Here is an 18505-nt window from a genome sequence, read left to right on the forward strand (position 1 = left end):
CAGGCTCTTTTATGCGGCAAAACAGTGGGTTTTATAATGTACTGACAGTAACCTCATTACATAAGGAAATATTGATTAATGGGGAAAATCAGCTATTTGTATATTCTTTATGCCTCAACAACGAACGTTTTAACAGATAAGAAAAAGAAGAGGCAGCAAACTTATCGTCTATAATATTGTACATAAAGAGGCAGCATTGCAGAACTTAAAAGCTTGCAATGCTGCTTGCATTGTTTGTTGTTTCCTTGCCAAACAGGTGCAGAAATGTTTTTACTTGTGTGCCTTATAATATTTTACAGCAGCTTCTACATTGAGTTTCACTGCTCTTGACGAGAATGTTGCACCGCTGACACCATCTACCGAACCTACCTTAGAAACGCGTTTTCCATCGAACTTCGGTAACATCTTAGAGGTTACTTGTTCGAAATAGCGAGGTGTTTCATGGTTTTTCAGTGCCACAACCTTTACTATTTTATCATTTTTAATATACACTTCAACAGGTGTAGCCCCTTTAAAACCACGTACATTGTTTGCTAATGTCGTTGTGTTTACCACATAAGTGCCATCGCTTTGCCTCCACATTACATTGTCGTCTTTGCCTGCTGCAAAAGCAAAAGCGGCAGTCATCAAGGCTGCAACTGCGAACGATAAAATCTGTTTTTTCATCTTTATTTCTATTGTTTACTGATTATTGATAAATTTAATTGTCTGTTTTCTCGTATGCAAATATAATTCTTTTCTTATAACCAGCAAAGAAAGATGTAATGAAAATGGTATTTACACTTTCAATGAATACCAATACAACGCATCGTTACTTTTCTAAAAACTTCGAATCAATATACTTTATAAACTTTTCTTTATACATATCGCCAATGGGAACATACACTCCATCGTTCATAAGAATACGACTTTTGTTTACTTCGCTTATCTCCATCAGGTTAATAATCCATGAGCGATGAATGCGCATGAAGCTGTTATTGGGTAGAAACTTCTCCATTTTCTTCATGCTCGAAAGTATCATCAATGGCTTTCTCCCACTTATGAAATGAATCTTCAGATACTCTCCCATTCCTTCAACGTAACGTATATTGCTGATGTTAATGCGAATAACCTTATATTCGTTCTTTAAGAACAGCGTGTCATCGTCGGGCGAAGACATGTTCGCTGCGGCTTGTTGCAGCAACATATACTGTCGTCTTATACTATTAGCGGCAGCCATTAGTTCTTCCTGACCAAATGGTTTCAGAAGATAATCAATGGCTTCTACCTTATATCCTTCTATGGCATAGTCGCTATAGGCAGTTGTAAACACCACCAAAGGCTTTACTTCTAACGACCGAATGAAGTCGAGTCCGCTCATATCCGGCATATTTATATCAATGAAGATGGCGTCAACGGGTTGCCTTTCCATCTCTTTTTTGGCTTCAATAGCATTCTGACACTCGCCAACCAGTTCCAAAAAAGAAATCTTCTTTATATATGTAGCCAGCTGTTTCAGTGCCAAAGGCTCATCATCAACAGCCAAAGTCCTTATCCTGTTTTCCATATTGGAGTTGTGTTTTAGTTATTTTTTTATTTGTCAAAGACAGTTCCAGCCATACACTATAAGTTTTTTCGTTATCTTTTATAACAAGTGTATGGCTATCAGGATATATCAAATTCAATCGTTGTTGCACACTTTTCAGTCCAACTCCCTCATTTTCACGCTCGGTTTCGGGCTGTTTATTGTTGATACAACAGAACTTTATTTTATCATTTTCTACAGAAATCGAAATGTCTATCGTACTTTTGTGCTGATAGCTTATACCGTGTTTGAACGCATTTCCAACAAAACATATAAGCAATAGTGGTGGAATTTCCCCAACAGAAAGGCGTTCTGGCGTATCAAGCGTAATCTCTACCTTCTCCGTATAGCGCATTCGCATTAGCGATATATAGCTACGTATAAAGTCTACCTCCTTTTGCAGCGGTATAAAAGTATGGTTCCCTTCGTAGAGAATATAGCGCATCATCTTCGACATTACTATGATTGAACTCTTGGCTTTCTCAGGATCAATGTCTACCAAGGCGTGAATGTTGTTGAGAGTATTCATAAAAAAGTGTGGGTTTATCTGGTATTTCAATGATATCAGCTGTTGTTCCAAGTTCTTTTCTTGCAGGTCGTGCAGTTTCTTCTGGTCCTCGTTAGTTTTAAAAAAGAGCTTTACACCAAAGTTCATTCCGAACATTAATACTAAAATAATGATATTTACAATAATTGGCTGTGTTACAATGGTTGGTTGATAGTGTATTGTTCCACTTTGAATATGTCCTGTCTGAATAAGTACTCTCGATGTGTCTTGCACCATTCTTGTACGAATTACGTACTGCACAAGTACAAAAACGAACATTAAGACTACCGTGCCACACACGTAACATTTAGGTTGTCTGCGATAAATAATAAGTGGCAACAACAGAAAATTGTGTATCAGGAATGCACCAAAATATATGGAAACAACTGTCCACGTGCTAAAAACATGTGCCCAATTATATTCTTCAGCCCCTCCGTTAGAATGAAAGAACATTGTTATTATGGGAAGAAAGAAGACGAGCAACCACCAAAGCGAATGGGCAACATTCTCTTTACACACCCTCGTTAGCTTTTTCCGTAACAGATTTATCATATATTGCATTTAAAGGTAGAGTATTCACATTTCAACAATGGGAACTCTTTGCAAAGATACAAAAATATTCTTTCTTCGTGCAAATCTCTGTACGGAATATTCCTTTTATACTTTATAATTCACAGAAGCTAAAGTTTTGCTTTAAAAAGACAACTAAATAAAACCGAAAAAGACACATTTGTGCCGAAACCGCAAAGCCATTGTAAACATTGAATATACATTTTTGGAATATACTGACAATAAGCAACCTACGCAACGCTCACACTCATAAAAAATATTTACAGTCTTATCATCTTCTTTTTTACTTTGAAACATTCATTGACCATTGGATATTGAACAACCTATTCTGTATTATGGCTATTCCATATAGCAACTTTTACAGGGATAATCACTAATTAGGGCTAATACAAACAAATAGTATAACAGAGCTATTCCGATAAGATGAAAAATAAAAAAGATAGCGTATTACAAGAAAAACAAGTTAAATAATTTGGTCTTTAACGAAAGTTAGCTTACCTTTGCAGCCACTAATGCGCTTGTGGCGGAATTGGTAGACGCGCTAGACTTAGGATCTAGTGATTTCCATCGTGCAGGTTCGATTCCTGTCAAGCGCACTTTTTCATTTAGCAAGGCGTTGTTTCACTAAGAGAAAGATAACTCCACTAATTGTATTCGCCCTATAAAGATTATGACTTACTTAAAGAAAAGCCTATTAACATTGGTTACGTTGTTGTTCGCCTATCCAATGATTGTATCGACTTATGCACAACATTCCGCACTTTATTATAATAGAGTTGATAGCCTAAAATTAGGCGAAAGAATAGGTTTGCGCACAAATGTTGTAGACTGGACAATGCTTACACCTAACTTTGGCATAGAATACACCTTGGGAAACAAGAACTGGAACAAATGGACGCTCGGTATTTCGGGGAGAATTAACTGGAATACACAAACCAAAGACCTTTCTTATAATGTGTACGATATGTACGATGTAAAGGTTGAATTGCGCAAGTATTGGCACGGAAAGAACCCACGTCGCGTTTTCTATTGGGGCGTGTATGGTGGCGCAAACAAGTTTAACATTAAGTTTACAGACTTAGGAAAGAAAGGCAATTCGTTTACCGGAGGACTTATGTTTGGCACAGTTGCACAGCTATATGGCTACCAGAACGGTGCGAGTCTTGACTTCGATTTCGGTATAAACGCTGGTGTTGTATTTGCAAAATACGAAGAATATCGTCGCGATGTCGTCAACAATCAGCACGTTTATACTACTGTTACCCCACAAAATGGCTATAAACTTATGTTTAATCCTCTGGTTTATGCAGCATCAACCGATATTGTGAGGGTGGGATTGATATATCATTTTGGAACAAAAGTAGCCAACCGATATAAGAAACGTGAAGTTGTAGACGAGAAATATCGTATTGAACTGGCTAACAAAGCCTACGCTAAAGACACTCTACGCACTGCAAAAGAAGAAGAAAGGAAGGCTAAACACATAGAGAAGGCTCGCAATAAACGACTAAAAGAATACGAAAAAGCCAAAAAACAAGCTGAGAAAGCACAACAGAGAGTGGCAAAAGAAATTGAAAAGAGAAAGAAAAGAACAGAGAAATGAAAAGAATATTCGTAACATTCTTAAGTATAATAGCTGTAATAACAGCCAATAGCCAGGCTATCTCTGTGAATACCGATGTGGCAATGTTGGCTCTGCAAACTTATAATATAGGTGCCGAAATGACGATAGGCAATCGTTCCACATTGGGATTGAGCGTGTTTGCCAACAACCAGCCCTATTGGCACAAGGACACAAAGATGACCGGTGTGCAACCAGAATATCGTTATTACTTCGGTGGACGACCCATGTATCACCACTTTATAGGCGTAAGTGCCTTAGCTGTAGACTATAATGTTAAAGTAAGAAATACACGCTACGATGGTTTTGCAGCAGGTGCCGGAATAACGTTTGGCTATGTTGCATCGCTTTCTAACCGTTGGACGATTGACGCGCACGCGGGTATTGGAATAGTTGCATTCCACCAAAAGAAAACAAAAGACGGACAACCAAACTTGGAAATACCCTCCGGGGCAAGAACGATGGACGGATATACCGGTTACGAAATATTGCCAACTAAAATTGGAATTACCCTTTCATACATATTAAGATAAAGGAAACGATATGAAATTGAGCATAAAACGTTGCCTGACTATTCTGTATCTACTACTCGTTTATGCAAATATAACGAGTGCGCAAGTAATGCACATAACGGGAAACGTATATAAAAACATGAAGTCGTTCGACGGAGGCAAGACCAATAAGGTGCCTCTCTCTGTCCCAGTCTATATATTCGACAACCGAAACGAAGCCAACAAGCAGGCTGCAACATATAGAAGTAAAAGCAAAGACATCAGTCAGGAAGTTACAATCAGAAGTAATGCGACTGTAACTCCCGACTATGACGGGCATTTCGAAGCTGATATTTCTGCCAAAGGTGCACTGATGGTAATAAACGAAGGCGAAGCAAAGGTAGTAAATATCGGTTCTAATCTGCAATACGACATAGTGTTTACCGATGGTTCGAAAACACTTCTGCTTGCCAACACAACTGTCTTTGGCAAGCATTCGGGTGCCAATATTGTTGAAATGAAACCTATCGACGATGGTCCAAACCTGCATTGGAACGTTACTGTAAGGCTACCTGAATGGTACACAAAAGACCATTCGCGACTTATTTTCCAGCCAATGGTCATCAATTGCGAGGAGGAAGACACCATACAATATCTTGAACCGTTAGTGTTTGAAGGGAAGAAATATCATAAAAATCAGATTAGGAGAAAGAGTTTTGACTACAATCGCAACGATTCGCTGCACAATTACTATATTGAAGACCAACCTACGACCAACGACGAGTTTACCTTCCGTTGGGAAATAACGTATCCGAAACCTAATCCAAACAAGAGTTATAAGTGGGGTTCGGTATTGAGACTGGAAGACTATACCCACATTTACTTTGAAGACAAGTCTAAAAACGGAACTTGCAACACACGCAAACCATGGAAACTAATAGATGTTTCGATGGCAATGAAACAGATTAAGCTAACGCCACAGTACTATGAACAAGCCAGGGCACAGCTTAGAGAAGTGCCTCGCGACCTGCAATTAACGTTCGTGGTAGGTAAAGATGAGCTTACCTCGGACACTTCCAACCAACAGAATTTGGGACAACTTGTCAAGGAACTTCGCTCGTATGGACGGGCATTAATGAACTTTACAGTCCAGGGAACAGCATCGCCCGAAGGCAATGTAGCGGCAAATACGAAGTTGGCAAATACACGTGCAAAGAAAGCTTTGTCTATCATTGGAGGGCAAATATCGAGTGCCGGACTCGAAGTTAAGGCACCTTTGGTTTACACTTGGTTCGATGTAGCAGATTCGTTGAAGGCTCGTAACTTGGAAGCAGAGGCTAACACGTTGCGCAACTACGCGTTTAACAATAATGTCAGTGGCTTGCGCGAAATGCAAAACCACCCCATTGTGCAAGAGATATTGCAGAACCAGCGTCTGATGCGCTGCACTTATACACTGCGACAGAATAAGGTTCTCGACCCACAAGAGGTGTTATGGACTTACTATAACGATAAAGATTACCAAAAAGGAGGCAAAAATATCTTCTCGAATGGAGACTACTATAACCTCTTTACACAAATAAAGGACTCCACGGAACTACGTAAACTGACCTATCGCGCATGGAACGAGATTAAAACACGGCGGACAATGCAATACAGTCCTTTTGCTGCTTATATTGCAAACCGTGTTGCTTGTTACGCAATAGAAAGCGACTCTATCGACTTATCCATTCTTTCTCCATTCATAGACATGAAGTCTGGCTTAGAAATATCGCGCCCAATATCGTTCGATAATGCGTATCGTTATGTAGTAAACAGGCGAGAGCTTGTTGCCAATCAGGCTATAATGTATTTCAAAGCCATGAAGCTTGGCGAGGCTTACCACCTTGCAAACAAGCTGCCCGACACCGACGAGTACAAGAATATAAAGATGTTTACCGATTTAGAAACCCTTTTCTTCAAGCAGAACAAGACTGCCGACGAAGCTCGTCGTGCCAAGGAAGCATTGGATTACGTAATGAAGACGAATGCAGAAAACTACGCCATACTGAACTTTGAATTGGCTTCTGAATTGGGAAAGACGTACGAAGAACTCGAACCGCTCATCGATTCGCTGCCCGATAACAATGCAAAGAAATGGTATATGAAGGGGGTTATTGAAGCAGGAAAGCCTGAAATAAGCGATGAAGACTTCATGGAACTAACTGCAAAGTATGGTGCTGACGCTGCATTGCGAATGACTGACAACACCTTTCCTGCTTTCTTAGCTTACTTCCAGCATTGTTTCGATATAAAACCACAATACAAAGGCTTGTATAACACGGACGCAAACATTCCTGACGACGTGCGGAAGAAAAGCCCATACGATGAGAAAAAGGCTGAACAATATAGACAAAAGTTTACCGACTTAATGATTGCTGCTGGCAAAATAAAGGCTCCTGAACACGAAGAAGAGTCTGATGAGAAGCAAGAAGCTACTGAAGAGAACAACAATAACAGCACGCAAACAACCAATTTACCAGTAGAGGAGGTTAAGAAATGAAGAGAACAGTGTCTTTGGTTACGGCATTTTTCGCAATGATAGTTCTTCAAGCACAGACACCAACAAATCTTCCTACCGATACATTGGTAAGAGATTTGAGCGACTTGGAAGAGAAAATGCAGGCAGAAAGCATTACGGTTAAAGCAGATACCACCTATTATGGAACACCGAAGCAGAGAAACTTCAATGCTTTGGACTACAGTCTCGACAGCCGACACCGCTATCAAGGCGACAAATGGACAAAGGGTGGCTTCTCCAAACATACTTTCTTAGACTTTGGAGCTGGTGCCGTATTCTATCAGCATAACAACGATTATCAATTAACAATGCAAGCAGGCATTCATCTCCGAATAGGAAAAGAACTTAGCCCGATGAGTTCTATCCGTTTTGGAATAGGCGGAGAACTGGGTTATATTAGCGGCGAACCCAACGCAAACTGGACGATGCGCACCAATGCCGACTACCTTTTCAACTTCTCAAACTATCTTTTGGGCTATCGTCCAGACCGTCCTTTAAGCGTTTCGGGCATACTTGGATTAGGCGTTCAACATTCGCACCTAACGAAATACAATGGTTCTGCAGTAGCAGGAACCATGAAAGATAAAGCTACCTCTTACAACATTCATACTGGTTTGCAGTTCAAATTCCATGCAGGAACACATGCAGCACTCGCCATAGAACCTTATATCATGGCGGGTACAGAGGGAATGGACTTGGACAAATCCTCCAAATTCAACCACTTCAGCTTCGGTTACGGTGTAAATCTATCCTACATTTGGTATTTCTACAACAATATGTCGTCGCAGAAAGATGCGGGTGATTTTAAGAAATACTTTGCCGACGGCAAGCGTTTGTTTCTTGAAGACCCTGCAAGACTGCGCTGGCGGCGTCCTTGGTTCTTCGAATACAGCATTGGTCCGGCATACTATCACTCCACAGACCTGAAGGTTGGCAAGACGCTCGGCTACAGTGTGAGTGCCAACATTGGGCAATGGTTATCGTCTGCCATCGGTCTGCGAGCTGGAATAAACCTGACAAATGCGGCATGGACAAAGACAAGCGAAACCACATCGCTGCTCGGCAAGTCGGGCGTTTCGCTCGATGCAATGCTCAATCCGTTCGGTTTCACGCGCCATTACAATTGGGACAGTGCCGTGGGAGTGAACCTTTACGGTGGTTACGAAATGGGACTGCTCCAGTTTGTGCACGCCAATATAAGCGATAAAGCCAGCGGACGATATGCCGGATACAGGTTAGGTGCACAGTTCTGGGCTAAAATTACGAACGATTTACGCCTGACCTTCGAGCCAAACTACATACTGATGGAACATTTCGACCGTCCTGACGGTCGTTTAAGGTATAGTCAGACCGACTTCAAATTAGGCTTGGCCGTGCTCTTCCGCAACAAATTGCAACGTAACAACGATACTACCCCTGCAAAGAACGCCCTTCCCGAAAGTGGTTTCTTTATGGGTGGAGGTCTCGGCTGGAACACTACCATCAACAAATGGAGATACACCGGCAAGTCGCGCGGACTGCTTCTGAACTTCAATGGCTTCGTCGGCTACAACTTCAACATGTACAGTGGGGCAAAGCTTATGGTAGACTACGTTGCGAACCCCATCTGGCAGAAGAATGGCAGTGGCAGTCTCAGCAAGTTTACATATAAGAACACTTTCGTATCTGCCGACTATCAATTTAATGTTCTCAACGCAATGACGGGCTATCGACCTGGAAGAAGATGGAATGTGGAACTCTATGGCGGTCCGTCTATGGTGTTAAGCAAATACGGAAAGAAGGCTGACATTGGTGCAAACTTCGGTGGAATGCTCTCGTATCGTGTCCTCCCCTATCTGTCTTTGTTCTATAGCCATACCGTTTACTGGATGCCAAGCAGCCATTACGACTCCGACCAAATCTACACAACGCCCGGAGCCATATCGAATGTGCTTACGGTGGGAGCAAAATATCATCTCGACGGGTTCATCAGAACCATCAAGAACCTGCCGTGGAAGACTGCTCCCTCATCTGGCTTGCATCGCCTCTTCCTCGATTATGGCTATGGCTATGCCAACTACCCAATGCTTCCGAGCAAGGGAAAAGACTCGTGGGGCACGTCCATGCAGCTCTCGATGGGCTGGTGGGCTAACTCTTTCTTAGGCGCACGTGTCGGATTGAACATGGCAAAAGGTGTGGACATGACGACCACGCACACCACGAACGGGCGGACAGAAGACGTTCACCACGCCATTGGATTGGGCACAATTGCCGGCGACGTGCTCATTAATCCACTCGGACTGAGCAGGAACTACAACCAGCATTCGCTTGTTGGAACGAACATTCTCCTGGGATACCAGAACGGCTGGCTCGTCATGAACGATGCAGAACATACCATCAAAGGCTCAAGAATTACGGCAGACGGCTTCCGCATGGGGCTTCAGCTATGGCTACGCCTCAGTCGCGACCTGCGTTTGAACATAGAACCCATGTACTCTAAGCTCAACGTACACGACAATGTCTATATAAATGCAGCAGGCAACACGCTGTACAGAACCAAAGAGATGGGCACCACGCCTCTCAAGTTAGGCAATTCGTTCTCGGTCCGTGTAGGGCTGATCGTTCCCTTCAACCGTATTGCGCGCTACGAAGATGCCGACATGACATCGTATGCTGCAAAAGAACCTATGCGTTTCTTTGGTGCGCTGGGCGGCGGCTGGAACATTCTGCTCACCAAACATCGCTTTAAAGACAGCAGTGCAAAGCTTAACCTGTCGGCTTTCGGAGGCTACAGGCTGAACGAAGTTTCGGCTGTCCGCCTTGGTTTGGAATACATAATGGACAACATCAAGTATGCCTACATAGCAAACAACATTGCCGAATTTAACGAAGAGAAGCGCAACATACTATTCGTCTCGGCTGATTTCCAGGTCGATTTGCTCGCCTACTTCCGTGGATACAACCCGAACCGACCGTGGAATGTGGCACTGTACGCCGGTCCGGCTATCGGCATTCAAACCAATAAGGAGCATGTCAAAGACGGCGCCATCAACTTGGGAATGACGGTTAGCTGCCGAATATCGAAGAACTTCTCGATGTTCTACAATCACAACATCTACCTAATGGGCTTCTTAAGCAATAAGAGTCTGCTGCCGGGAACAACCCTTCTGGGAAGAATGACGGCACTGAACTGCATAGACTTTGGACTGATGTACAACCTGTAAGTACACAAAAGAAACAGAAAAAGCTGAAAGATAAGGCAAACATTGTGTGATTGTAAACCTAATCTTCCAGCTTTTTCCGTTGTGTAAACGCTCTTTTATTCTTGCTTGTCTGCCCGCACATACGCTTTGCGATAGCGTGTGCCTATGTTGCGCAGCCTGCCTCCTTCACACAACTGCTTAGTAATACGGTATGCAGTAGACTGTGAAAGGTTCAGTCTGTCGCGCAAATCATCTACCGTCATATATGGCTTTTCGGCAAGGAGAGCCTCAATAGCACTGTCTATTTCTTTCTCTGTTGGCATAGAGGGGCTACGAAACCTATAGGTTGCATTCTCGAACTCTGTATAACGGAGTATATCCATCATCTCTGTATCGGGTCGGAAGTTCACCGTGCGTACCTCGGCATTGTGCAGCCTGACGTGGTTGTTTCGTGGGTCTTCGTATATGTCTCCCTTCACAGCAAGCGAGAAATAGCCTATGCCGGGCAGGTGTACACTGCAGCCGGACATAAGCTGAAAGGCTATTTCGTCGCGCAAAGCTGCAATGGTTGCTATGACGTCGGCACGTGTAAGCGCCGTCGCTCCCTGAATGTTCTGCGCAATACGCTCCACGCCAACTGTTTTGTGTTCCACTGTTACTGCCCTGTACGCTGTTTTCTCTCCCGACTTCATGCGGTTCTTTATTAGCTTGTAATTAACGCTCATATATCGTTCTGTTTTATAGTCCTTACTTCCTAACGTGTTCAGATGCCCTTTAAGACACCGACAAATGCCTGTCTAAGCATTGACAGATGCCTATCTAAACGTATTTAGATGCCCATTCCGTCAATTTATTACAGTTGTGAGAAATATTTACCATAATTATGATAAATTATTATCGCAGCCATGATAAATATTTCTCATAGCTTTGATAATCCTACGGATTAGGCACAAAGGTAATACAAATCCATGAATAAAGCAAAAGAAAAGGCAGAGGAAACACAATGTGCTCCGTATTCATTCTCCATGCGTAGAGTTTGCAGAACATGCCTGCAACCTATACACAAAACGCATATCCGGACACATCAGCCAGGCAAGCTGAACACGCAGGATATAACGAAAACATATGCAGCAGGGGTGGCAGTGGACTTTATTTCTGCTTTCCAGTCTCTACTTGCTTTACCTTCTTAAACAAGTCGGACGCAAATACAAGATCGTTCAGTTTCTTATTGTTGCTCGACATCACCGTGTCTTTGTTCCCTTGCCATTCCGCTCTGCCATCGGCAATGAACACAACGTGCTCGCCAATGCCCATCACAGAGTTCATGTCGTGCGTGTTGATAATGGTTGTAATGTCAAATTCCTTGGTAATGTCCGACAGAAGCTGGTCGATAATCAACGACGTCTTGGGGTCGAGCCCGGAGTTTGGCTCGTCGCAGAACAAGTATTTGGGGTTCATTACGATGGCACGTGCAATGGCTACACGCTTCTGCATTCCTCCCGATATCTCTTCAGGCAACTTGTTTTCTGCTCCCGTCAGGTTTACACGGTCTATACATTTCTGCGTCTGTGCGTCGCGTTCCTTCTGTGTCATGTCAGAAAACATGTCGAGCGGGAAGCGGACGTTCTCGAAAACGGTGAGCGAGTCGAACAAGGCAGAGCCCTGGAATATCATTCCCATCTCTCTGCGCATCCTAATCTTCTCTTTCTTGTCCATCGCCACAAAGTTGCGGTTGTCGTAAAGCACTTCGCCTCTTGTAGGTTCCAGCAAGCCTACGAGACATTGCAGCAACACCGTTTTTCCTGCACCACTTTGTCCGATGATCAGGTTTGTCCTGCCGTCTTCGAACACCGTGCTGATGTCGTGAAGCACTTCCTTGTCGCCAAACGATTTATATAAGTTTTTAACTTCTATCATGTTGTTATGCCGTTTACGAAAAATACAATTAGCTGAGAAGCTGTGTCAGGAACACGTCGCTGAACAAGATAAGCACGCTGGAGCTGACAACAGCATTGGTGGACGACTTGCCCACCTCCACCGAACCGCCTTTCACGGTGTAACCAAAGAATGACGACACGCTGGCGATGATGAAAGCAAAGAAAAGACTCTTGGTTATGCTCATGTACATAAACCACGGATTGAAGTCGTGCTGCAATCCCGAAGTCAAATCGACAGGCGTTATAATATGCGCAAAGAAAGCCGTCGCGTAGGCTCCCACGATACCCATTGCTGCCGAAAATACAACCAAGAAAGGCATAATGGTGATAAGTCCAACTATCTTAGGCAGTATCAGGTAGCTCGCCGAGTTTATTCCCATAATCTCCAAAGCGTCTATCTGCTGGGTAACGCGCATCGTTCCAAGTTCCGAAGCAATGTTCGAACCCACCTTTCCCGCAAGGATAAGACACATGATACTCGACGAAAACTCGAGCAACATTATTTCGCGCGTAACGTATCCCGATACCCAAAGCGGCATCCAAGGGCTCTGCACGTTCAGCTTTATCTGTATGCAGATGACGGCTCCGATAAAAAAAGATATGAGCAGGACAATGCCGATGGAATCGACACCGAGCTGCGACATCTCCTTGACATACCGTTTAAAGAACATACGAAAGCGCTCCGGACGACTGAAAGTGCGCCCCATTAAGAGTAAGTATCTGCCAAATACTGTAAGCCAGTTGAATATAAGCATTGTTGTCTGTTTATTGAATGCAGATGCAAAAGTAACCAAAATCCGCTAAAAAACTGCAATATAAGTCATTGTTTTAAGCAATATCAGCGATATTAGCATTTATTTTACTACTTTTGCAACACAGAAACGAAATAGAAAAATGCTCGACACAGAAAACATAATCATCGAACCGGAAAACGATAAGAACAGTATTCTTCGTACCGAAGGACTCGTGAAGCGGTACGGCAAACGCACCGTTGCCAACGGCGTAAGCATAAACGTGCGGCAAGGAGAGATTGTTGGCTTGTTAGGTCCGAACGGTGCAGGAAAGACAACATCGTTCTATATGACTACGGGGTTGGTGGTTCCGAATGAAGGACACGTCTACATCAACGACTTGGAAATAACAAAATACCCCGTGTACAAACGCGCCCAGGCTGGCATTGGATATTTGCCACAAGAGGCGAGCGTATTCCGGAAGATGAGCGTCGAAGACAATATTATGTGCGTTCTGGAGATGACGAAGCTTAATAAACAGCAGCGCATAGAAAAGATGGAAAGCCTTATCAAGGAGTTCCGCTTGGAGAAAGTACGCAAAAATCTTGGCGACCGCCTTTCGGGAGGCGAACGGCGCAGATGCGAAATAGCACGCTGCCTGGCGATAGACCCTAAGTTCATCATGCTCGACGAGCCTTTTGCAGGTGTAGACCCTATTGCGGTGGAAGACATTCAGCACATTGTCTGGCGACTGAAGTTCCGCAACATCGGCATTCTGATTACCGACCACAACGTGCACGAAACACTGAACATTACCGACCGTGCCTATCTGCTCTTTGAAGGACAGATACTCTTTAAAGGTACGCCCGAAGAACTGGCAGCCAACAAGATTGTGAAAGAAAAGTATCTGGGTACCGACTTCGTTCTGCAAAAGAAAGACTTCCAATTGTTAGACGAGCGCAAACGTGCCAAAGAAGCCGAAGAAGAACGAAACAGAGAATAAGTCTATTACCTTATAAATATATACGTGTGCCGTAAATTTATGCTGCAAGTATAGAGACTAACGCAATTCATAACAAATAAACAAGAACAGAAATAAATGGCAACAGTAGACGACAAGAAGATTATCTTCTCAATGGTGGGAGTTTCAAAGATTATCCCACAAAATCAAAAACAAATTCTGAAGAACATTTACCTCTCGTTCTTCTATGGTGCCAAGATAGGTATCATCGGTTTGAACGGTGCCGGTAAGTCCACGTTAATGAAGATTATTGCGGGCATTGAGCAACCAACATCTGGCGAAGTGGTGTTCAGCCCTGGCTATTCCGTAGGTTATCTGCCGCAGGACCCACCACTGAACGAAGAGAAAAACGTTAAGGAAAACGTACAAGAAGGCGTGCAGCACGTTTACGATGCACTCCGCGAATACGACGAAATCAATGCGAAGTTCGGTTTGGAAGAATATTATGGCGACCCCGACAAGATGGACAAGCTGATGCAACGCCAAGCCGAAGTGCAGGATATTATAGATTCTACCGATGCTTGGAACATGGACTCGAAGCTCGAACGTGCTATGGCAGCCTTGCGTTGCCCTGCCGGCGACCTTCCTGTAACGCACCTTTCGGGTGGTGAGCGTCGCCGTGTGGCACTCTGCCGCCTATTGTTGCAAAAGCCCGACGTGTTGTTGCTCGACGAGCCTACCAACCACTTGGACGCTGAAAGCATCGACTGGTTGGAGCAGCATCTGCAACAATACGAAGGTACGGTCATTGCAGTTACCCACGACCGCTACTTCCTCGACGATGTTAGCGAATGGATTCTTGAACTCGACCGTGGCGAAGGCATTCCTTGGAAAGGCAACTACTCTTCGTGGCTCGACCAGAAGACAAAACGTATGGAGCAGGAAGAAAAGACAGCTTCCAAGCGCAGAAAGACGCTCGAACGCGAATTGGAATGGGTTCGCCTTGCGCCAAAGGCACGTCAGGCAAAGGGTAAGGCTCGTTTGAACTCGTACGAGCAAATGCTCAGCCAAGAGCAGAAAGAACGCGAAGAGAAACTCGAAATCTTCATTCCGAACGGTCCTCGCTTGGGCAACAAGGTTATCGAGGCACAGCACGTGCAGAAGGCATTCGGCGAGAAAGTTCTTTTCAGCGACCTCAACTTTATGCTTCCCCCTAACGGAATCGTGGGCGTGATAGGTCCGAACGGCGCAGGTAAAACCACACTCTTCCGCCTTATCATGGGCTTGGAAACGCCCGACAACGGCAGTTTCGAGGTGGGCGAAACCGTAAAACTCGCTTATGTAGACCAGCAACACAAGGACATAGACCCCAACAAGTCGGTTTACGATGTCATCGCACAAGGCAACGAAAACATAAAAATGGGCGGACGCGACGTCAATGCGCGTGCCTACATCTCACGTTTCAACTTCTCTGGAACCGACCAAAGCAAACTCTGTGGAGTTCTTTCAGGTGGTGAGCGCAACCGCTTGCAGCTGGCTTTGGCATTGAAACAGGAAGGAAACGTACTCTTGCTCGACGAACCTACCAACGACATCGACGTGAACACCCTACGCGCATTGGAAGAAGGTTTGGAAAACTTTGCAGGTTGCGCCGTTGTAATCAGCCACGACCGTTGGTTCTTAGACCGCATCTGTACGCACATTCTTGCTTTCGAAGGCAATGGCGAAGTATTCTTCTTCGAGGGCACCTACTCTGAATACGAAATAAACAAGGCACGCCGCCTTGGCAACGAAGAAATTAAGAAAGGCCGCTATCGCAAGCTGATGGAAGACTAATCAGCGTTCGTAGCAGGCAAAACAAAGGAAAAAGGTGAGCAAAGCATACATTTTGCTCACCTTTTTTATGTATATTATTGTTTGGCATTAGTGCTGTAAGGGCGTGATTCATCACGTTCCTAACATCAAGAAAGAAGCAGGTTGAATACAAACAACACTACAAGTGCGTATTATTTCCTGCTATCATCTTATTACGTCTATTTCCTCATGAGGAAGACTTAACGTTCCTATACTATTCCCTGTTGTTGAATAGGCATTCAAAGAAGGATAAAGAATGTTTCTAACAGCGAAGTCTGCATCTTTAGGTGCAGGGATTTCCTTAGATGATGTAGTAGTTGTTGTTGTGAGAATAACCTTTCTCGAAAGTTCTTGTTCAGCAACAGGAAGGCTGCTATCGTTTATACTCATAAAGCTGATAAACTTCTCTTCTATCACTTTCTCTTTCTTTATTAAAGGATTCAGAATAACTGTAAGATAAATTGGGTGCGGGGTCATTGGTATATTTCTCGCAGCTATTACAACTACAGGAGTTGCAGTTTTATGATGCATTACACCTTTGCTACCCGATGATATTTTGTATGTTTCATCATTATCTTGTATATCGTAACTCCAATATACCCCATCTATCTGCATTTCAGAGTATTCCCCTATATGGTGTGAGAATATCTTGCTGATTTTCTTTGTAGCTTCATTATACATCCAAATGTTATAAAACGAACTAAACTCGTCCTCTGAGCCAGCGATAGGTTGAATGAAGAAGTAAAATGAATCAAAGTCTTGAATGCCACTAACAAGGTTGCTTTTATCTAGGTATTCTCGTTTCTGAACGTCGTTCAAATTGTTATACGGAATGCTATCTTCTCCATAAAATGCTACAGGATATGCATCTTTAGGTAAACCACACGCATAGAACTGTGCTAAAGGATCGTTTGTTGCCACGTTTTCCTTATTCTTTACTTCCTTTTGTTTTGCTGCACGAGAAGCTTGTGCACGACTACAAGATGTTAAGGAAACCACAGCTGCTACAAACAAAATTACTTTTCCAATACTTTTCAATACAAATACCGACTGGGGCACATAAGCTTTTCTTCTAAACATCATACTTTCTAAAAGTTTAAGTTATAAGTTCAAATATAACAGACTAAACATTCCATAAGGTTCAGCTGCCCAAAATGTACGATAGTACAAGTGTTGATTTGCGAACAAATGCAAAAATAGATATAATTTCTTAATAAAGCAAGTATAAGAGAAAGCGTTTGCAGAGAAAAGTTAAAAATTCATAGGTATGGAATGATGCAAATATAAGGGAAGAAATGGAAAGAATACGGAGCTGATGTTATTTTCCCTGCTTGTTTTCTTCTTTTTCTTAGGGGATTGTATTATCTTTGTACGCAGAAAATAGAATTATCAAAGCTCTGAGAAGTTTTTATCAGAACTGTGATAATAATTTATCTAAGCTTTGATAAGTATTTCTAAAAGCTTAGATAATTTAACGGAATGCGTATATAATTATGATTTTGTAGGTATCTAAATATGACGTTATACGTATCTAAACAGAAAAGGAAGCAAGAAAGAATTAAATAGAACGATATATGAGTGTAAATTACAAACTTATAAAGAATCACAGCAAGTCGGCGGAAAAGGCTGAATACAGGGCTGTAACCGTAGAGAACCAAATGGTGGGACTGGAGCGTATAGGACAGAATATACAAGAAGCAACCACACTTACACGAGCTGACGTTATCGGAACGATTGCTGCTTTAAAAGACGAGATTGCCGACCAACTGATGTCTGGCAACGGCGTACACCTGCCTGGAATTGGCTACTTCTCGCTCGCCGTGAAGGGCAACGTGTACGAAGACCCGCGCACGCACCGCCATCGGCTGCGGAACGCCGAGGTTCGCACGGTGAGGTTCCGCCCCGACATTGAAATGTTGGACACCCTTCAGCACACCAAGTTTGAAAACGTTACTTATCGGCACGGCACCTCTTCCGTGCCAACGGCAGAACTCACAGACAAGGCTCTCGACGATTTATTCTCCGCTAAACCTTTCATCACGGTTGCCGACCTACGCGATTACCTCAACCTTTCCTCTGCCAATGCCTACCGTATTGCTGCCCGACTGGAAGCGGAAGGCAAACTCCGCGATGTCGGTTCACGCTACCGCAAGGCGTATGTGCGAGGAGAAAGCCAAGGGTAATGGCGGCTCGTAGGTGTCAGGAACGTGATAAATGATGCCCCCTATAATGGGTGTGTGTTGCTCGTAGTAAAGTTCCAAGTACACAGATGCTACCCTTGATATATTCGTTTCTCTTGAACATACTGATGGTTCCAGCATCGCGAAAGGAGTTACAGTGATAGCAATACTGATGCAACCATTGGATAGTTTCTCTTTCATATTCTTCGAATTAGTTATGTTTTTTGTTTTATCTCCTTATTGGTTTCAGCTCTTTGATGATACCTGAATGGGAATAAAGAGCTGTGTTCTTTCAAGAAGAATCCTG

Annotated in this window: 15 protein-coding genes and 1 tRNA gene; 8 read left to right on the forward strand and 8 right to left on the reverse strand. The window is 43.4% G+C overall.

Going from position 1 to position 18505, the window contains the following annotated elements:
* Positions 1 to 270: 270 nt before the first annotated feature.
* From RDV52_RS10835 to RDV52_RS10845, 3 genes are all read right to left on the reverse strand, one after another.
* On the reverse strand, positions 271 to 666 hold the full coding sequence (locus RDV52_RS10835) for an FMN-binding protein (RefSeq protein ID WP_004363984.1): 396 nt from the start codon (positions 664 to 666) through the stop codon (positions 271 to 273).
* Positions 667 to 811: 145 nt separating this feature from the next.
* Entirely contained in the window at positions 812 to 1546 is a 735-nt protein-coding gene (locus RDV52_RS10840; protein ID WP_004363985.1) for a LytR/AlgR family response regulator transcription factor, read from the reverse strand.
* Positions 1515 to 2348, reverse strand: a complete 834-nt coding sequence (locus tag RDV52_RS10845) for a sensor histidine kinase (RefSeq protein ID WP_223381186.1) — start codon at positions 2346 to 2348, stop codon at positions 1515 to 1517. Before RDV52_RS10845 ends, RDV52_RS10840 begins: the two co-directional genes overlap by 32 nt.
* Positions 2349 to 3195: 847 nt before the next feature.
* On the opposite strand from RDV52_RS10845, the gene RDV52_RS10850 reads away from it, so the two are divergent.
* From RDV52_RS10850 to RDV52_RS10870, 5 genes are all read left to right on the forward strand, one after another.
* Positions 3196 to 3277: transfer RNA gene (locus RDV52_RS10850), tRNA-Leu, on the forward strand.
* A gap of 74 nt (positions 3278 to 3351) precedes the next feature.
* Positions 3352 to 4284 carry a DUF3575 domain-containing protein gene (locus tag RDV52_RS10855; protein ID WP_004365508.1) on the forward strand — a complete coding sequence of 311 codons (933 nt, stop codon included), beginning with the start codon at positions 3352 to 3354 and terminating at the stop codon, positions 4282 to 4284.
* Positions 4281 to 4835 carry a DUF3575 domain-containing protein gene (locus RDV52_RS10860; protein WP_004363988.1) on the forward strand — a complete coding sequence of 185 codons (555 nt, stop codon included), beginning with the start codon at positions 4281 to 4283 and terminating at the stop codon, positions 4833 to 4835. Before RDV52_RS10855 ends, RDV52_RS10860 begins: the two co-directional genes overlap by 4 nt.
* A 10-nt stretch (positions 4836 to 4845) precedes the next feature.
* Entirely contained in the window at positions 4846 to 7335 is a 2490-nt protein-coding gene (locus RDV52_RS10865) for a hypothetical protein (protein WP_004365507.1), read from the forward strand.
* Positions 7332 to 10556: a hypothetical protein gene (locus RDV52_RS10870; protein ID WP_004365506.1), complete on the forward strand. Its 3225-nt coding sequence runs from the start codon at positions 7332 to 7334 to the stop codon at positions 10554 to 10556. Before RDV52_RS10865 ends, RDV52_RS10870 begins: the two co-directional genes overlap by 4 nt.
* Positions 10557 to 10651: 95 nt before the next feature.
* Here the strand turns inward: RDV52_RS10870 and RDV52_RS10875 are convergent, their stop codons facing one another.
* The 3 genes from RDV52_RS10875 to RDV52_RS10885 all read right to left on the reverse strand — a co-directional run bounded on the left by RDV52_RS10875 (position 10652) and on the right by RDV52_RS10885 (position 13227).
* Positions 10652 to 11260 carry an HU family DNA-binding protein gene (locus RDV52_RS10875; RefSeq protein WP_004363991.1) on the reverse strand — a complete coding sequence of 203 codons (609 nt, stop codon included), beginning with the start codon at positions 11258 to 11260 and terminating at the stop codon, positions 10652 to 10654.
* Positions 11261 to 11684: 424 nt separating this feature from the next.
* Positions 11685 to 12452, reverse strand: coding sequence for an ABC transporter ATP-binding protein (locus RDV52_RS10880; protein WP_004363992.1), 768 nt, complete (start codon positions 12450 to 12452; stop codon positions 11685 to 11687).
* Positions 12453 to 12480: 28 nt separating this feature from the next.
* Positions 12481 to 13227 carry an MlaE family ABC transporter permease gene (locus RDV52_RS10885; RefSeq protein WP_004363993.1) on the reverse strand — a complete coding sequence of 249 codons (747 nt, stop codon included), beginning with the start codon at positions 13225 to 13227 and terminating at the stop codon, positions 12481 to 12483.
* A gap of 139 nt (positions 13228 to 13366) precedes the next feature.
* On the opposite strand from RDV52_RS10885, the gene lptB reads away from it, so the two are divergent.
* Positions 13367 to 14206, forward strand: a complete 840-nt coding sequence (gene lptB / locus RDV52_RS10890; RefSeq protein WP_004363994.1) for an LPS export ABC transporter ATP-binding protein — start codon at positions 13367 to 13369, stop codon at positions 14204 to 14206.
* A 96-nt stretch (positions 14207 to 14302) separates the two neighbouring features.
* Positions 14303 to 16000 carry an energy-dependent translational throttle protein EttA gene (ettA, locus tag RDV52_RS10895; protein ID WP_004365505.1) on the forward strand — a complete coding sequence of 566 codons (1698 nt, stop codon included), beginning with the start codon at positions 14303 to 14305 and terminating at the stop codon, positions 15998 to 16000.
* Between the two features lie 183 nt (positions 16001 to 16183).
* Here the strand turns inward: ettA and RDV52_RS10900 are convergent, their stop codons facing one another.
* Positions 16184 to 17101, reverse strand: a complete 918-nt coding sequence (locus RDV52_RS10900; protein WP_004365504.1) for a hypothetical protein — start codon at positions 17099 to 17101, stop codon at positions 16184 to 16186.
* A gap of 491 nt (positions 17102 to 17592) precedes the next feature.
* On the opposite strand from RDV52_RS10900, the gene RDV52_RS10905 reads away from it, so the two are divergent.
* Positions 17593 to 18201, forward strand: a complete 609-nt coding sequence (locus RDV52_RS10905) for an HU family DNA-binding protein (protein ID WP_004365503.1) — start codon at positions 17593 to 17595, stop codon at positions 18199 to 18201.
* Here RDV52_RS10905 and RDV52_RS10910 read toward each other — a convergent pair.
* The gene (locus RDV52_RS10910) at positions 18157 to 18399 is read right to left on the reverse strand and encodes a hypothetical protein (RefSeq protein ID WP_147278305.1); all 243 of its coding nucleotides are present in this window, start codon (positions 18397 to 18399) and stop codon (positions 18157 to 18159) included. The genes RDV52_RS10905 and RDV52_RS10910 overlap by 45 nt on opposite strands.
* Positions 18400 to 18505: the final 106 nt, after the last annotated feature.

Source organism: Prevotella nigrescens (genome assembly GCF_031191185.1).
GTDB classification, from domain to species: Bacteria; Bacteroidota; Bacteroidia; order Bacteroidales; family Bacteroidaceae; genus Prevotella; species Prevotella nigrescens.

Excerpts from the sequence above, each read along its gene's own strand:
- RDV52_RS10880 (WP_004363992.1), bottom strand. The coding sequence starts at position 12,452 with ATGATAGAAGTTAAAAACTTATATAAATCGTTTGGCGACAAGGAAGTG.
- RDV52_RS10910 (WP_147278305.1), bottom strand. The coding sequence starts at position 18,399 with ATGAAAGAGAAACTATCCAATGGTTGCATCAGTATTGCTATCACTGTA.
- RDV52_RS10905 (WP_004365503.1), top strand. The coding sequence starts at position 17,593 with ATGAGTGTAAATTACAAACTTATAAAGAATCACAGCAAGTCGGCGGAA.
- RDV52_RS10870 (WP_004365506.1), top strand. The coding sequence starts at position 7,332 with ATGAAGAGAACAGTGTCTTTGGTTACGGCATTTTTCGCAATGATAGTT.
- lptB (WP_004363994.1), top strand. The coding sequence starts at position 13,367 with ATGCTCGACACAGAAAACATAATCATCGAACCGGAAAACGATAAGAAC.
- RDV52_RS10845 (WP_223381186.1), bottom strand. The coding sequence starts at position 2,348 with ATGGTGCAAGACACATCGAGAGTACTTATTCAGACAGGACATATTCAA.
- RDV52_RS10860 (WP_004363988.1), top strand. The coding sequence starts at position 4,281 with ATGAAAAGAATATTCGTAACATTCTTAAGTATAATAGCTGTAATAACA.
- RDV52_RS10835 (WP_004363984.1), bottom strand. The coding sequence starts at position 666 with ATGAAAAAACAGATTTTATCGTTCGCAGTTGCAGCCTTGATGACTGCC.
- RDV52_RS10900 (WP_004365504.1), bottom strand. The coding sequence starts at position 17,101 with ATGATGTTTAGAAGAAAAGCTTATGTGCCCCAGTCGGTATTTGTATTG.
- ettA (WP_004365505.1), top strand. The coding sequence starts at position 14,303 with ATGGCAACAGTAGACGACAAGAAGATTATCTTCTCAATGGTGGGAGTT.
- RDV52_RS10865 (WP_004365507.1), top strand. The coding sequence starts at position 4,846 with ATGAAATTGAGCATAAAACGTTGCCTGACTATTCTGTATCTACTACTC.
- RDV52_RS10885 (WP_004363993.1), bottom strand. The coding sequence starts at position 13,227 with ATGCTTATATTCAACTGGCTTACAGTATTTGGCAGATACTTACTCTTA.
- RDV52_RS10840 (WP_004363985.1), bottom strand. The coding sequence starts at position 1,546 with ATGGAAAACAGGATAAGGACTTTGGCTGTTGATGATGAGCCTTTGGCA.
- RDV52_RS10875 (WP_004363991.1), bottom strand. The coding sequence starts at position 11,260 with ATGAGCGTTAATTACAAGCTAATAAAGAACCGCATGAAGTCGGGAGAG.
- RDV52_RS10855 (WP_004365508.1), top strand. The coding sequence starts at position 3,352 with ATGACTTACTTAAAGAAAAGCCTATTAACATTGGTTACGTTGTTGTTC.